The sequence below is a fragment of the Nocardioides albertanoniae genome, from assembly GCF_006716315.1.
Classification (GTDB): Bacteria; Actinomycetota; Actinomycetes; order Propionibacteriales; family Nocardioidaceae; genus Nocardioides; species Nocardioides albertanoniae.
Map to the genome: position 1 here is coordinate 3,327,804 of NZ_VFOV01000001.1, position 14,960 is coordinate 3,342,763.

Annotated in this window: 16 protein-coding genes; 6 read left to right on the forward strand and 10 right to left on the reverse strand. The window is 69.3% G+C overall.

Annotated elements, in window-relative coordinates:
- Positions 1-2: 2 nt before the first annotated feature.
- Positions 3-281, reverse strand: a complete 279-nt coding sequence (gene pspAA / locus FB381_RS15995; RefSeq protein WP_141781201.1) for a PspA-associated protein PspAA — start codon at positions 279-281, stop codon at positions 3-5.
- The gene (locus FB381_RS16000) at positions 278-1,054 is read right to left on the reverse strand and encodes a PspA/IM30 family protein (RefSeq protein ID WP_141781202.1); all 777 of its coding nucleotides are present in this window, start codon (positions 1,052-1,054) and stop codon (positions 278-280) included. Before FB381_RS16000 ends, pspAA begins: the two co-directional genes overlap by 4 nt.
- 283 nt (positions 1,055-1,337) lie before the next feature.
- Here FB381_RS16000 and FB381_RS16005 point away from each other — a divergent pair, with 283 nt between their 5' ends.
- Positions 1,338-1,925: a DUF3043 domain-containing protein gene (locus FB381_RS16005; RefSeq protein ID WP_141781203.1), complete on the forward strand. Its 588-nt coding sequence runs from the start codon at positions 1,338-1,340 to the stop codon at positions 1,923-1,925.
- A 29-nt stretch (positions 1,926-1,954) separates the two neighbouring features.
- On the opposite strand, the gene FB381_RS16010 is transcribed toward FB381_RS16005, so the two are convergent.
- Together FB381_RS16010 and FB381_RS16015 are read right to left on the reverse strand one after the other, a co-directional pair.
- A complete protein-coding gene (locus tag FB381_RS16010) occupies positions 1,955-2,332 on the reverse strand; it encodes a hypothetical protein (RefSeq protein ID WP_141781204.1) in 378 nt (125 codons plus the stop codon).
- Positions 2,329-2,628, reverse strand: a complete 300-nt coding sequence (locus tag FB381_RS16015) for an STAS domain-containing protein (RefSeq protein ID WP_141781205.1) — start codon at positions 2,626-2,628, stop codon at positions 2,329-2,331. Before FB381_RS16015 ends, FB381_RS16010 begins: the two co-directional genes overlap by 4 nt.
- A 233-nt stretch (positions 2,629-2,861) precedes the next feature.
- Here FB381_RS16015 and FB381_RS16020 point away from each other — a divergent pair, with 233 nt between their 5' ends.
- From FB381_RS16020 to FB381_RS16030, 3 genes are read left to right on the forward strand one after another with little or no spacing between them, the layout of a single operon-like run.
- Positions 2,862-3,575, forward strand: a complete 714-nt coding sequence (locus tag FB381_RS16020) for a response regulator transcription factor (protein WP_141781206.1) — start codon at positions 2,862-2,864, stop codon at positions 3,573-3,575.
- Positions 3,572-5,026: a sensor histidine kinase gene (locus FB381_RS16025; protein ID WP_141781207.1), complete on the forward strand. Its 1,455-nt coding sequence runs from the start codon at positions 3,572-3,574 to the stop codon at positions 5,024-5,026. The genes FB381_RS16020 and FB381_RS16025 overlap by 4 nt, the downstream gene beginning before the upstream one ends.
- Entirely contained in the window at positions 5,023-5,673 is a 651-nt protein-coding gene (locus FB381_RS16030) for a GerMN domain-containing protein (protein ID WP_141781208.1), read from the forward strand. Before FB381_RS16025 ends, FB381_RS16030 begins: the two co-directional genes overlap by 4 nt.
- A 15-nt stretch (positions 5,674-5,688) precedes the next feature.
- Here FB381_RS16030 and dapB read toward each other — a convergent pair whose 3' ends face one another.
- Positions 5,689-6,432: a 4-hydroxy-tetrahydrodipicolinate reductase gene (gene dapB, locus FB381_RS16035; RefSeq protein ID WP_141781209.1), complete on the reverse strand. Its 744-nt coding sequence runs from the start codon at positions 6,430-6,432 to the stop codon at positions 5,689-5,691.
- A 158-nt stretch (positions 6,433-6,590) separates the two neighbouring features.
- Here dapB and FB381_RS16040 point away from each other — a divergent pair, with 158 nt between their 5' ends.
- A complete protein-coding gene (locus FB381_RS16040; RefSeq protein ID WP_246088150.1) occupies positions 6,591-7,058 on the forward strand; it encodes a class I SAM-dependent methyltransferase in 468 nt (155 codons plus the stop codon).
- A gap of 189 nt (positions 7,059-7,247) precedes the next feature.
- On the opposite strand, the gene FB381_RS16045 is transcribed toward FB381_RS16040, so the two are convergent.
- Both FB381_RS16045 and FB381_RS16050 read right to left on the reverse strand, forming a co-directional pair.
- Entirely contained in the window at positions 7,248-8,618 is a 1,371-nt protein-coding gene (locus FB381_RS16045) for a M16 family metallopeptidase (RefSeq protein WP_425465452.1), read from the reverse strand.
- Positions 8,615-10,873 (reverse strand): polyribonucleotide nucleotidyltransferase, encoded by a 2,259-nt coding sequence (locus FB381_RS16050; RefSeq protein WP_141781211.1) that lies wholly within the window; start codon positions 10,871-10,873, stop codon positions 8,615-8,617. The genes FB381_RS16045 and FB381_RS16050 overlap by 4 nt, the downstream gene beginning before the upstream one ends.
- A 319-nt stretch (positions 10,874-11,192) precedes the next feature.
- Here FB381_RS16050 and FB381_RS16055 point away from each other — a divergent pair, with 319 nt between their 5' ends.
- Positions 11,193-11,843, forward strand: coding sequence for a hypothetical protein (locus tag FB381_RS16055; protein ID WP_141781212.1), 651 nt, complete (start codon positions 11,193-11,195; stop codon positions 11,841-11,843).
- A gap of 27 nt (positions 11,844-11,870) precedes the next feature.
- Here the strand turns inward: FB381_RS16055 and FB381_RS16060 are convergent, their stop codons facing one another.
- The 3 genes from FB381_RS16060 to FB381_RS16070 form a co-directional block, all read right to left on the reverse strand.
- Positions 11,871-13,055, reverse strand: a complete 1,185-nt coding sequence (locus FB381_RS16060) for a molybdopterin-dependent oxidoreductase (protein ID WP_141781213.1) — start codon at positions 13,053-13,055, stop codon at positions 11,871-11,873.
- A gap of 126 nt (positions 13,056-13,181) precedes the next feature.
- Positions 13,182-13,457: a 30S ribosomal protein S15 gene (gene rpsO, locus FB381_RS16065; RefSeq protein WP_141781214.1), complete on the reverse strand. Its 276-nt coding sequence runs from the start codon at positions 13,455-13,457 to the stop codon at positions 13,182-13,184.
- Between the two features lie 297 nt (positions 13,458-13,754).
- On the reverse strand, positions 13,755-14,921 hold the full coding sequence (locus FB381_RS16070) for a DUF1700 domain-containing protein (protein WP_141781215.1): 1,167 nt from the start codon (positions 14,919-14,921) through the stop codon (positions 13,755-13,757).
- Positions 14,922-14,960 lie beyond the last annotated feature (39 nt).

Sequence of the window (14,960 nt, forward strand, 5' to 3'; positions counted from 1 at the left end):
GTCTAACCGGGGATGAGACCGTCGTCGCCGAGCATCTCCGAGACCTCGGCGAGGGTGGATCCAGGACCCGGCAGGATCAGGTCGGAGGAGTCGATCGCGTCGACCGGGTGCTGCACGCCGAGAGCGCGCACCCCGTCGAGCAGCGCGGCGAGCGCCGAGTCGAAGACGGCTTCGTCGGTGCCCTTGCAGGCACTCTCGACGGCGGCGTCGAGGTCGTTGAGCTTCTCGAGGCCGGCTTCGTCGATGTCGTACTGGCCCTCGCCCAGGATGCGAACGATCACTGCTCTGCCTGCTTCTCGTTCGAGGGGACGTCGATGACCGAGGAGTCGGCCTCGGGCAGCGCCTGGGTCTTCTGCGGGGCGCTGAGGCCCTTGAGCGCGGCCAGCTCGGCCTCGACGTCATTGGTGGAGCTCAGCGCGTCGAGCTGACGAGTGATGTCGTCGCTGGGACCGGCGGTCAGGTCGTCGAGAGCACCCGAGGAGAGCAGCTCGTCGACGGCACCCGCGCGGGCCTGCATCTCGAGGGTCTTGTCCTCGGCACGCTGCATCGCCATGCCGACGTCGCCCATCTCCTCACCGATGCCGGAGACGGCCTCGTTGATGCGGGTCTGCGCCTCGGCGGCGGTGTAGGTCGCCTTGATGGTCTCCTTCTTGGTGCGGAAGGACTCCACCTTCGCCTGCAGCCGCTGCTGGGCGAGGGTGAGCTTCTCCTCCTCACCCTGGAGCGTAGCGAGCTGGGTGTTGAGGTCGTTCACCTGCTGGGTGAGACCGGACTTGCGGGTCAGTGCCTCGCGGGCGAGATCCTCGCGGTTCATCTCGATGGCCTTCTGGGCCTGCTGAGTGAGCTTCTCGGACTGCTGGTTGAGCCCGTTGATCTGCAGCTCGACACGCTTGCGGCTGGTCGCGACGTCCGCGACGCCGCGGCGCACCTGCTGCAGCATCTGAAGCTGCTTCTGGTAGCTGTAGTCGAGCACTTCCCGTGGGTCCTCGGCCTTGTCGAGCGCCTTGTTTGCCTTCGCCTTGAAGACCAGGCTCAGCCGCTTCATCACACTCATCGGTTCCCTTTACGCCTCTCATATGCAGCCGACCGCCGGCCGACCCCGCGTCATCGCTTGCCGCTGGACTCATGTCGTCCTAGGTCAAGTGTTGCCTCTCACCTTAGGCCGGGTCCACAAAACTCGCGGTCAGGATCCTTTGGAGTTGCTCGATGCGGCGTGTCTCACAGTTGACAGATATCCTGTACGCATCCCGGCGAAGTCGTTCGCCCGGGCCTGGCCCCCGCGCCGGCGCCCTCGGGCTTCGGGCTCCGCCTCAGCAGATACGTAAGAGGTCCCTTCGTTGTTCGGTCGCAAGTCTTCCGCCAGCCAGCAGGTCATCGAGCCCGAGACGCCCAGCAAGGCCGAGGGCAAGAACCGGCCCACTCCTTCACGCAAGGAGGCCGAGGCGGCGCGCAAGGCGCGGCTCAAGCCGGCGCGCACCCGCAAGGAGATCAACGCCGCCAACCGCTCGCGCCGCGTCGAGCAGGGCGACAAGATGCGCAACGCGATGAAGACCGGCGACGAGCGTTACCTGCCGCCGCGCGACAAGGGCCCGGTCAGGCGCTTCATCCGCGACTGGGTCGACTCCCGGTTCACCTTTGCCGAGATCGTGCTGCCGGTGCTGATCATCGCGCTGGTCGTGCCCTACATCAGCATGGAGCTGGCGATGTACTCCCAGCTGTTCACCCTCGTCGTGATGGCCACGGTGATCGTCAACCTGGTCGCGATGCGCTTCCTCCTCCGCAAGGAGCTCAAGCGCCGCTTCCCCGACAACGACCTCAAGGGCACCACCTACTACGCGATCATGCGGGCCATCCAGATCCGGCCCCTGCGCCTGCCCAAGCCGCAGGTCAAGATCGGCACCAAGCTGCCCGACAGCTACCGCTGAGGCCCGGCCCGGCCGGGCTCACGCTGATCTCAGGCGTCGTCCTCGACCAGGCAGACCAGCTTGGCGCCGTTGGCCGTCCTGGCGAAGGTCCATGAGGTCGCCAGGTCGCTGAGCCGGTCGGCGACGTACGCCTCTGGCGGGCGCGGCAGGAAGGCGCCGAGCGTCCAGGCCGTGGTCAGCTCGACACACGTCGGCGTACGCCAGGCCAGCTTGATCAGGATCTCGGCGGGTGCGTCGGCGCCGGCCACGTGCACCCCGAGCGCGGCCAGCACCTCCAGCATGCTCGCGGCGTGCTTGCCGACGACCCTCGACGTGGTCCAGGCGTGCACCTGAGCCATCGCCTCCTCCGGGGTGAGCAGCTCGGCGGTCGGAGTGCCGGCGACATCGGCGACAGGGTGGAGACTCATGCTCGGGGGCCTTTCAGGGGTGGGGTTGCCCCGGCCTGGATGTCCCAGACCGTGTGGAGCCCGGCACGGTGCAGCTGACCGGCCAGGGCGTTGTCGGGATCGGTGAGCAGCAGGCCCACACCGCGCGTCGTGCAGCGGCGCTTGGCCCACAGCAGGGCGGCGATCGTGGCCGAGGAGAGCCGGGTGAGGCCGGAGACCTCGACGACGACCGCACGCGGGCTGTCGGCGAGCATCTCGTCGATGCGCCAGCGCAGGTCGTGGAGCGCCTCGCGGCCGGTGCCGTCCGAGAGCGGCACCACCACGCAGTCTTCGCGCGGATAGTAGACCGAGCCGCGGCTGCGTCCGCTGGTCGTGCGAGAGCCATCCCCTGACGGGTGAGTGTTGTGAGTGGGGATGGCTCTGCGCACACTGCAGACAATGCCCAACGAGTGTGGAGGGCCCTTCGCAGTTTCTTTGCAGTTTCATGACGGTTTCGCCCGCCTGCCCGCGACGGCGTGGATCCGGCCGGATCGAGTGAGACGATTCGGGCGTGCAACAGGCGTCGAAACGAGTGCTCCTCCTCGAGGACGACTACGGGCTGCGTACGTCGCTGCGGCTCTTCCTCGAGCAGGAGGGGTTCGTCGTCGGGGAGGCCGACGACGCCGAGAAGGCGCAGGAGCTCGACGCCGCCGAGCCGTTCGACGTGATGCTCGTCGACCTGATGCTGGGCGGGATCGACGGGTTCACCTTCATCCGCAACGTGCGCCCGCAGACGGCCGCTCCGATCATCGTGATCAGCGCGCGTGACGGTGCCCGCGACGTGGTCACGGCGCTGGAGGCCGGCGCCGACGACTACGTGCGCAAGCCGTTCGACGTGGCCGAGATCAGGGCGCGCATCCGGGCGGCGCTGCGCCGGCCCGACCTGCCCACGGCGCCTCACCCGGGCGGGTTCCCGACGACGACGGGCATCGTGCTCGACTCGGTCAACGACCTCGTCTTCAACCCCGCGGCCGCGACGCTGCGCCGCGGCGAGGAGGACCTCCACCTGACCAGCACCGAGTTCAAGGTGCTGCTGGCCCTGGTCACCAACGCCGGGCGGGTGATGTCGCGCACCAACCTGCTCGACCAGGTCTGGCCCGACGGACACCACGGTGACGTGCGGGTCGTCGACGTGCACATGAGCAGGCTGCGCATCAAGATGGACCCCGACGCGAGCGTGCTGGTCACGGTGCGCGGCCTCGGCTATCGGGTGGTCCCCCGATGAGACTGCGCCGGCGCGGCCTGCGGGCCTCGGTGGTGACGGCCTTCGCCGGCGGCGCCCTGCTGATCAGCCTCATCCTCGCGATCGGCACCTACCTGCCGACGCGTCACTATCTGGTCGAGCAGCGCGAACGCAACGCGCTGCGGCAGGCGTTCACCGACGCGGCGCTGGCCAAGGAGCGGCTGCGCACCGAAGGCGTCAACGTCGCTGACGTGCTCGCCGAGATCGACCAGCCACGCCGCACCACCGTCTACGTCCACCACGACAGCCAGTGGTACTCCTCCAACCTCACCGAGCAGGACCATTCGGCCGCCGACGAGGTCGCCGACCTGGTCGCCAAGGGGTCGGTCGCGGTGGCGTGGGCCGGCAACGGCGGCCGACCGACCGTCGTGGTCGGCATCCCGCTGCGAGGTGTCGGAGCCGACTACTACGAGGTCACCTACGCCGAGGAGCTCGACGAGACGCTGCGCACCATGGGCAACGCGCTGGCGATCTCGGCAGCCCTGACCACGATCGCCGGCGGGCTGCTGGGCTGGTACGCCACCAGGCGGGTGCTCCGCCCTCTCAACCAGGTCGCGCTGGCGGCCGCCAGGATCTCGGCCGGCGAGCTCGACACCCGCCTCGAGGCCACCGACGACCCCGACCTCGCCACGCTGACCGGCTCGTTCAACACCATGGTCGACACCGTCGTCGAGAGGCTCGACCACGACGCCCGGTTCGCGGCCGACGTGAGCCACGAGCTGCGTACGCCGGTGGCCACCCTCACCACTAGCATCGGTGTGCTCGAGGGGGCCAAGGAGCTCTCGCCGAGCTCGGCGACGGCGGTGCGGCTGATGGGCGCCGAGCTCGAGAGATTCCGCAACGCACTGGAGGACCTCATCGCCCTGGGCAGGCTCGACGCCGGCGCTCCGGAGTCGGAGCGGGAGGTCGTGGGCGTCGCCGAGCTGCTCGCCCAGGCGCTCGCCGACAGCGGGAAGACCGGGCTGGAGGCCGAGGCGGCGCCCGAGCTCGAGGTCTACGGCGACCGGCTCCAGCTCCATCGGGCGCTGGCCAACCTGATCCGCAACGCGGAGACCCACGGCGGCGGCCTGACCGCGTTGCGGGCGATCTCGCGAGGCCGCTACCTCGAGATCCACGCCGAGGACTCCGGTCCGGGCGTACCTCCTGCTGAACGGGTGCGGATCTTCGAGCGCTTCGCCCGGCTCGGTGCCCGCGGTGCCACCACCGGCAGCGGCCTGGGGCTGAGCATCGTCGCGCAGACAGCCCTGCTGCACGACGGCTCGGTCTGGTGTCGCCAGGCCGACACCGGCGGCGCCGACTTCGTGCTCTCCCTCCCGGCGTACGTTCCTGCTCCTCCGTCATCGGAACCGGCGCCAGCGTCGACACCGGAGCCGGCACCAGCATCGAAAGCAGCCGCCGCACTGGCATCGCCGCAGGATCGAGACGACCGATGAGACCGCCTCCCGTACGCACTCTGGTGCTGCTGCTCGCTCTGGTCCTGGGCCTTGGCGGCTGTGGCGCACCCACCGGCGGTCAGGCCCGGGAGGTGGAAGGCAGCCAGATTCCCTACAACCTCCTCGACGACCCCAGCACGGGTCCGTCCAGACCACCGAGCGACACGGTCAGCGGACCACGGCTCTACTGGGTCGACGCCCACGACCGGCTCGTGCCTCGGGCGCCGGCACGCTACTGCACCAAGGGCCGGGGTGGTCTGACCCGCACGATCCTCGCTCAGCTCGCCGAGGGCCCCTCGCAGAGCGACCTCGGTGCCGGGCTCGGCACCGCGCTCCCCCCGGAGGTCTGGCTGAGCCTCGACAGGCTCGACGGACGCACCGCCCGGCTGCGGATCACCAACGAGGAGACGGTCACCGCCAGCAGGGTCGTGCTCGCCACCGCCCAGGCCGTGCTCACCGTCACCTCCATCCCCGGTGTCGACCAGGTCGAGGTGGAGTTCGACGAGGAGCCGCTGCAGATGCCGCTGCCCTCGGGCGACCTCGCTTCCGGCCCGCTGCGTCACTCCGACTACGCCGGCATGCTCCGGCAGACGCCGAGCGAGCCGAAGTCGGACCGCGCCGGGCGCGAGGTGCTCTGCCCGTCGTAGGTCAGCGGCCGTCGGTCAGAGACCGAGCACCTCGTCGAGCCCGACGGTGAGCCCCGGTCGCGACCCGATGCCCCGGATCGCGGCGAGAGCGCCGTGGGCGAACGAGGTGTGGGAGAGGGAGTCGTGGCGGATCGTCAACAGCTCTCCGGTGCCGCCGAGCACGACCTCCTGATGAGCCACCGAGCCCGACATCCGCAGCGAGTGGACGGGGATGCCGTCGATCTCCGCGCCGCGAGCTCCGTCCAACGCGGTGGTCGTGGCATCGGGTGCTGCGGCGACGCCTGCCTCGCGGCGCGCCGCCGCGACGAGCTCCGCCGTCCTGCGCGCGGTGCCGGAGGGAGCGTCCGCCTTCCGCTCGTGGTGGGTCTCGACGATCTCCACCGACGGGAAGTGCGCGGCGGCGAGCTCGGCGAACCGCATCATCAGCACCGCTCCCACCGAGAAGTTGGGCACGACCATCGCGCCGACGCCCGGGGCTGCCGCCAGCCACTTCTCGAGCTGCGCGACACGGTCGGGGCCGAACCCCGAGGTGCCGATGACGGTGTGCACGCCGTGGGTCAGGCAGAACTCCGCGTTGTCCATGACCGCCTCGAGGCTGGTGACGTCGACGGCCACCTCGGCACCGGCGTCGGTGATCGCCGACAGCTCGTCGCCGCGACCGATCCTTGCGACCAGCTCGAGGTCGTCCGCCGACTCGACGGCCTCGCAGACCGCCGATCCGAGCTTGCCACGCGCGCCGAGAACAGCAACTTTCGTCATGGCGCCAACCCTATAGACCACGCTCGGAGCACGAACTACCACCATCTGGTGAACACTGTCCGGCGAGGGCTGTGAGCAGAACCGTAGAGCTATCTGGCAGTCTTGGCCCCATGGTGGTGCAGACGATCCCTGCTCGGATCCGTTGGGCCGTTGACTTCATGGACATTCAGCCGAATGACCACGTCCTCGAAGTCGGCTGTGGTCCAGGGGCTGGTGCCGAGCTGATCTGTAGCCGGCTGGAGACCGGAAAGATGTTCGCGATCGACCGCTCGGAATCGGGCGTCGATCGCACCAAGCGACGCTGCGCGAAATACCTGGAGGCTGGACGCCTCACGGTCCGCCAGATCGACCTCGCAACCTTGCGGGTCCCGGTCAAGCGGCTCACGAAGGTCTTCGCGTTCAACGTCAACCTCTTCTGGGTGCGCGACGCGTCCGCCGAGATCGCGCTCCTCCACGAGCGCGTCCTCCCCGGCGGCACGGTCAACCTCTTCTACGAGGCGACCCAGCGCGAGCAGGTCCCCGAGATCATCGAGAAGGCCAGCAAGGCCCTCGCCGACGGCGGATTCCGGGTGAGCATCGTGGACTCCAAGGTCCCCGCCGCCGTCGGCATCATCGGCAAGCGCTGACCCGCCCACGCCGAGACGACTGGAGCGAGGTCGAGCGGCGAGCTTGCTCGTCCGCTCGCGCCGAGCGAAGGAGTGCCCGCGCGAAGCGCGGAGTCGGCTCGTCCTGACCGATAAACACGCCGAGTCGGCGCGTTAGAACGCGCCGACTCGGCTGCTGTTTCGGTCAGGACGAGCCGACTCGGCTGCTGGTCAGGCGGGGCCCACGACAGCGAGGATCTCGGGCCGGGTCAGGATCTCGGCGGCGATCTCGCGACACTCCTCGGCGGTGACGGCGTCGATGCGCTCGAGGACCTCGTCGATCGAGTAGAGCTCACGGTGGACCAGCTCGGCGCGGCCGATGCGGGACATCCGGGCGGCGGAGTCCTCCAGGCCGAGCACGAGGCCGCCGCGGAGCTGGCCCTTGGCGAGCTCGATCTCATCCGCGGTGATGCCGTCGCGGGCGACAGCGGCCAGCTCGGAGCGTACGACCTCGAGGACCTCTTCGACCTTGGACGGCAGCGCGCCGACCTGGACCCCGAAGAGGCCGGTCTCGGCGTGGCTGTAGGCGTAGGAGAAGACCGAGTAGGCCAGGCCCCGGTGCTCACGGATCTCCTGGAAGAGCCGCGACGAGGTCGAGCCGCCGACAGCGGTGTTGACGACCTCGAAGGCGAAGCGCCGCTCGTCGCCGCGACGCAGGCCCTCACGTGCCACGATCAGGTTGACCTGCTCCAACGGACGCTGCGTGCTGACCTCCCCGGGAGCGACCCCCAGCGGCTCGCCGTCGCGCGGTGGCCGCGGAGCGGCGCGAGCATCGAGGAAACCGGATCCGCCGAACGCTTTCTCCACCATCGTCACGACCGTGTCGTGGTCGAGGTTACCTGCCACCGAGACGACCATCCGTGGTGCGACGTAGTGCTCCCGGTAGAAGCCGTGGATCGACTCACGGTCGAGCGCCGAGATCGACGCCTCGGTGCCGGCGATGCCGCGCCCGAGCGGGGTGGTCGCACCCCAGGCCTGCTCGGCGACGAGGTTGTGGATCACGTCGTCGGGATCGTCGTCGTGCATGGCGATCTCGTCGAGGATCACATCACGCTCGGCCTCGACGTCGTCGGCGGTCAGGAGCGAGGAGGTCACCATGTCGCCCACGACGTCGACCGCGAGCGGCAGGTCGGCGTCGAGCACGCGCGCGTGGAAGCAGGTGTACTCCTTGGCGGTGTAGGCGTTGAACTCACCGCCGACGCGGTCCATCGAGTTGGAGATCTCCAGCGCCGTACGCGACGGGGTGCCCTTGAACAGCAGGTGCTCGAGGAAGTGCGAGCAGCCGTGCTGCGGCTCGGTCTCGTCGCGGGAGCCGACACCGATGAAGACGCCGATCGCCGCGGAGCGTACGCCGGCCATCTGCTCGGTCACGATCCGCAGCCCGGAGGGGTGGACCGTGCGACGCACCAGCGAGGTGACGGCGCCGTTGACCTCGGTCTGCTCGAGGGTGACCGTGGTGCCGGCTTCCTGGTCATAGCCGGAGGACCGGCCGGCAATTTCTTGCCGACCGGTCCCCTGGGTGTTGCGTGACGCCAAGGTCACTCCTCGTCTGCGGCCTCGACAGGCGCCTCGGTGGCGGTCTCCTCGGAGGCCTCCTCCTCGAGCACCGGGGCCAGCGAGAGCTTGCCGCGGTCGTCGATCTCGGCGATCTCGACCTGGATCTTCTGGCCGACCTCCACGACGTCCTCGACCGACTCCACACGCTTGCCACCGTTGAGGGCGCGCAGCTTGGTGATGTGGAGCAGACCGTCCTTGCCCGGGAGCAGGGCGACGAAGGCGCCGAAGTTGGTCGTCTTCACGACGGTGCCGAGGTAGCGCTCGCCGACCTCGGGCATGGTCGGGTTGGCGATCGCGTTGACCGCCGCACGGGCGGCCTCGGCGGCGTTGCCGTCGGTCGCGCCGATGAGCACCGTGCCGTCGTCCTCGATGGAGATCTGGGCGCCGGTGTCCTCCTGGATCTGGTTGATCACCTTGCCCTTCGGGCCGATGACCTCGCCGATCTTGTCGACAGGGACCTTCACGGTGATGATCCGCGGAGCGGTCGGAGCCATCTCGTCCGGAGCCGAGATCGCCTCGCCCATGACCTCGAGGATCGAGAGGCGGGCGTCCTTGGCCTGGTTGAGGGCCTGCGCGAGGACCTCGGCCGGGATGCCGTCGAGCTTGGTGTCGAGCTGGAGCGCGGTGACGAACTCCGAGGTGCCGGCGACCTTGAAGTCCATGTCGCCGAAGGCGTCCTCGGCACCGAGGATGTCGGTGATCGCGACGTACTTCGTCTCGCCGTCGATCTCACCGGAGATCAGGCCCATCGCGATGCCGGCGACCGGAGCCTTCAGCGGGACACCGGCCTGCAGCAGCGACATGGTCGAGGCGCAGACCGAGCCCATCGAGGTGGAGCCGTTGGAGCCCATGGCCTCGGAGAGCTGGCGGATCGCGTAGGGGAACTCCTCGCGGTCGGGCAGCACCGGCAGGAGGGCGCGGCGCGCCAGGGCGCCGTGGCCGACCTCGCGGCGCTTGGGCGAGCCCACGCGGCCGGTCTCGCCGGTGGAGAACGGCGGGAAGACGTACTTGTGCATGTAGCGACGGTGCTTCTCCGGGGAGAGCGTGTCGAGCTGCTGCTCCATCTTGAGCATGTCGAGGGTGGTGACGCCCAAGATCTGGGTCTCGCCGCGCTCGAACAGAGCCGAACCGTGGACCCGCGGGATCACGCCGACCTCGGCGTGCAGCGGACGGATGTCGGCCAGGCCGCGACCGTCGATGCGGACCTTGTCGCGCAGGACCTGCTCGCGCACGGCCTGCTTGGTCAGGGCACGGTACGCCGCGCCGATCTCGCCCTCGCGGCCCTCGAACTGCGGGCCGACCTTCTCGAGCAGGGCGGCCTTGATGCGGTCGGCCTCCTCGTCACGCTCCTGCTTGCCCAGGGTGCGCTCGCGCTTGCCGCCGACGGTGTAGAGGTCGGTGACGTCGGCACCGGCGGCCGCGACGACGGCCTCGTAGACGTCGTCTTGGAAGTCGAGGAAGATCGGGAAGTCCTGGACCGGCTTGGCGGCCTGCTTGGCCAGCTCGGCCTGAGCCTCGACGAGCTGCTTGATGAACGGCTTGGCGGCGTCGAGACCGCTGGCCACGATCGCCTCGTTGGGCGCCTGGGTGCCGGACTGGACCAGACCCCAGGCGACCTCGGTCGCCTCGGCCTCGACCATCATGATGGCGACGTCACCGGTGTCGGTGACGCGACCGGCGACGACCATGTCGAAGACGGCGTTCTCGAGCTGGCTGTGGGTCGGGAACGCCACCCACTGGCCCTCGATCAGAGCGACGCGCACGCCGCCGACCGGGCCGGAGAACGGCAGGCCGGAGAGCTGGGTCGACATCGACGCGGCGTTGATCGCGAGCACGTCGTAGGGCTGGTCGGGGTCGAGCGCCATCACCGTGATGACGACCTGGACCTCGTTGCGCAGACCCTTCTTGAAGGTCGGGCGCAGCGGGCGGTCGATCAGGCGGCAGGTGAGGATCGCGTCCTCCCCCGGGCGACCCTCGGAGCGGAAGAAGGAGCCGGGGATCTTGCCCGCGGCGTACATCCGCTCCTCGACGTCGATCGTGAGCGGGAAGAAGTCGAAGTGGTCCTTCGGGGTCTTGCCGGCGGTGGTCGCCGAGAGCAGCATCGTCTCGTCGTCGAGGTAGGCCGTCACCGAACCGGCGGCCTGGCGGGCGAGCAGCCCGGTCTCGAACTTCACGGTGCGGGTGCCGAACTTGCCGTTGTCGATGGTCGTCTCGACGGCAGTGATGACTGGTTCAGTCAAGGATTCGTCCTTGTCTAGGTCTCGGAGCGCCCCCGCGCCGGGCATGTGCGCGCGTTGCGCACGGGGCCGGTCTTCGATCGAGACCCTCAGGACCGAATGAACAAGACCTGGGAGTCACTACCGAGGACCGAGCCGGTCGGGCGGGACGCTCCTTGTGATTTCTTGTCGAGCGCGCAGTCACGGTGGACGTAGCACTCGGTTCCACCCTAGCCTCGAACAGGCCGAAACGTAGAACACGCGCGGCAGTCCGCGACAGTACGACGGCTCTACACGGGCCACCTGCGGTCCTCCCGCGGACCATCAACCCCTGGAGCTGACCATGACGACCGCTCTTGTGCTCATCATCGTAGCCCTCGCCCTGGCGGCCCTCGTCGTTGTCGGGAGACGATCACGACGGGATCAAGCCGGCTCCAGCGGCGCTCGTGCCTTCGCACGCAAACAGTTCCGCATCTCCTGGCCTCCGGGCTACGCCCACCGCGTGCCCCTCCGGACGGAGAGCAACTCCAGCGGCACCTATGTCGTCGAGAAGTTCCCCTCCAGGAGCAGCGCGCTCGACGTCTTGCGGGGCTGCGACGTACGTGACGAGCGGGTCTACCTCATCGGCGAGACCCCGGAGGGCAACATCGGCCGAGATCTGGTGTGGATATTCGAGGAGCAGAACGGCTCGTTCATCGAGATCGCCGAGCGCACGCCGCTACCCGAGCCGGTCTACTCACAGACCGACTGCGCCCACTGTGGATACACGGTGCTCCCGATGGGCGATCCTGGATTGAGCGTGGACGGCCCGATGACTGCCAGCTACCTCTTGGTGTCCAGCGATGTGGAGCGAGCGGGGCAGGGTTTCGAGTGCGAGCAGTGCGGAGCCCTCGGCTGTATGCACTGCTATCTCCGCACCAGCGACGACGTCGAGGCGACGCCGGACCGTCGATGTTGGCTCTGCCAGGGACACATGCTGCCGTTCGTCGAGTGACACCGACCCACCGGCTAGGACCCGCGTTCAGACCACGGTGACCGGGTGGCGTACGACGGCGTCGAAGAAGTAGCCGCCGGGGTTGTGGGCGGCGACGTCGGGCTGGGTGCGACCGGCACGGTCGGTGGCCCGGACGAGGATCTCGTACGCCCCCGGCTCGGGGTCACGCCAGGTGTGGGCCCACTGCGCCCAGCCGAGCCCGTGACCGCCGGTCGGCCGCCCCGGAGCGTGCTGGATCGCGGCCTTCCAGGTCGCTCCCCCGTCGGTGCTGACCTCGACGCGGGTGATCGGAGCCTTGCCGGACCACGAGCGGCCGGTCAGCACGATCCGGTCCCTGGCCGGGATCTCGGCGCCCCACTCCAGCTCGAGCGCGGAGCGGACCGGGTTGACCGTGAGCGGGCCGTCGACGTTGTACCACTTCGTGTCCCACGGCGAGGTCAGCACGCTCGTGGACACCTCCAGCGAGCCGAGCCACTTGATGCTCGCGATGCCGATCCAGCCGGGCAGCAGCAGTCGCAGCGGGTAGCCGTGGTCGGGCAGCAGGTCCTCGCCGTTGGCGCCCCACACCAGCAGGGCGTCGTCGTAGGCCTTCTCGACGGGGAACGGGCGCCGCACCCGGCCGTGGTCGACCCCCTTGTCCACGTAGCTCGCGTCGAGCCCGGCGGCCTGCACGGAGACCGCGTCCTGGCGGATGCCCACGGCAGTGAGCACGTCCTCGAGGCGTACGCCCTTCCAGCGGACCGCCCCGACAGCCCCGAGCGTCCACGCGGTGCCGCTGACCTCCTGACCCTGCTGGGTGGTGAAGAAGCTGCGGCCGTTGCCGGTGCACTCGTGGACGGAGGTCGTCTCGACGTGACGGAAGGCCTTGATGTCGTCCAGGGAGAGGCTCGCACCGGCGGGGTCGCGCAGGCCGTCGCCGAAGATCTTGAGCTCGTACGCAGCGGGGTCGATCTGCGGGGTGGCGGTGTGGTTGCGCACGAACAGGTCGGCCTGCGGCGTCAGGTAGCGGCGCGGGTCGACCGAGTCCCAGCGGGTCTCGGCGTTGGTGCCGTAGTCGATGAACCGCTCCGCCGGCAGCGGCTTGAGGATGGCCGGAGCGCCCGCGGCGGCGCGGGACGTCACCGACGCGCCGGCCTGGGTGGTGCCGACCGCAGCCGCGCCGAGCGCGGCGGTGGTCAGGAAGGTGCGTCGGTTCAGACCTGGGGACGTCATACCCCCGAGATTAACATGAGTAACTCACTGTAGTTAGATTATCTGCGGGTCGGTGCCCGCGGAGAAATGCGAACGGGCCGCCTCCCCGAAGGGAGACGGCCCGTTGCGTACGCGTCGAGATCCAGTTCAGCGACGGAGGCCGAGCTTCTCGATGATCGAGCGGTAACGCTCGATGTCCTTCTTCTGAAGGTAGTTGAGAAGGCGGCGGCGCTGGCCGACGAGCAGCAGCAGACCACGACGGCTGTGGTGGTCGTGCTTGTGCCCCTTGAGGTGCTCGGTCAGGTGCGAGATGCGGTGCGTGAGCAGCGCGATCTGCACCTCCGGCGAGCCGGTGTCACCCTCGGTGGTGGCGTGCTCGGCGATGATCTTCTTCTTGGTCTCCGCGTCAGTTCCTACTGCCATGCGAAGGCTCCCTTCCGGCCCGTGGGCCTGTTCGTTGCGCGGCGCGCCCGGGCCTGTTCACCGGGGCACTCTTGATCCGCGGCCGTTTCACGGCATGAGTCACCGACCCCCATGGGCCGACAACCCGAGAAGATTAACAGCGAGCCCGCATACCCCCCGAATCGCCGCCGGATCAAGCCTCGATCACGAGCCGCGCCACCAGCCGGCGCAACCTCCACCAGTATTTCATCGCTCCCCCTCGACTCTTCCGCCACAGGGTTCGACGCTCCGAGACCGGATTCGGTTGCATCCGGGCGCTCACGGGTTCTCGGCAGCACCTGGCGAAGCGCTGGGTGAAGCGCTGGGCGAAGCACCAGGCGAACCCGCCTCAGCCTCCGGCAGGGAAGCCTTCGGCGCGGTCTCCAGCGGCGGATCCTGGATCGCCGGAGCGTTGTCGGTCTCGAACGCGTTCGGGTCCACCTTCGTGCCGGCCTGCATACGGCTGGGCAGCGGGAACACGTTGTAGAGCTCCGCCTCACCGTTCGCCCACGGGTAGACGACCCGCGTCTGCACCGGCTCGCCCGTGTTCTCGTCCAGGCACACCTCGGAGGCCCCGTCCTCACTGGGCACGGTGGGCGGTAGCGGCTCGGTGTCCGCCGAGCCGCAGTCGGGCTGTGCAGCCAGGTCGATCGGCTTCCCGTCCTGGTCGAAGAGCTGGACGCCGGTGAGCGGCTTGCCCGAGGCGTCGTACGGATAGATGTTGGTCACCCACCTGCCGTCGGAGTAGGTCCCAGCCCCCTCGGCGACCGGCGCGCCGTCGGTGGCCACGCCGCCCGCCTCGCTGTAGCCATCGCTCCAGCCCCGGTCGTACTCCGATCCCCCGATCTCCGAGGAGGCCCAGGCGACGAACAGCAGGAGGACCGCGGCCAGGTTCAGGACGAGGAGCCCGACGCGGGCACGCGTCCCGCGCTCACCACCCGGCCAGATCCGGCCGATGCCGATCAACATGCTGACGGCAACGGCGACGACGAGGGTGACCAGCCCGAGCGCATCTCCCATCGTCCACCCGAGGGGCTCGTTGACAGCCCAGGCCACGGCCCACGCCCGGACGAACCACCACAGCGGTCGCAACCAGGCGACCGCAGGCCGCAGGTCCGTACGCAGCAGCTCACCGGACCTGGCGACCACCGTGTCGAAGCGGGCATGCCCGGCGTCCAGGAGCCCGTCGACCCGCGCCCCAAGGCCCCGAGGCGCCTTGGTACGCACGGGGATGCCGGCCGCGGCGCGGAGCTCCCGGGCGTACTCGACCGGGTCGCCGAGGGCTTCCGGACCACGCTCCTCGACCAGCTCGCCGAAGTCGGCCTCGAGCCCGTCGGTGATGTCGCTGAGCGCCTCGGGATCGAGATCGACGAGCTCGCGGCGCACCTGAGCCAGGAAGAGCCGCACCTCGGGTGCGACGTTGGCCTCTGCGTCTGTTGCCGTCATGCCTTCACCTCCGTTGCGCGGGCGCCCGAAGACGGACGC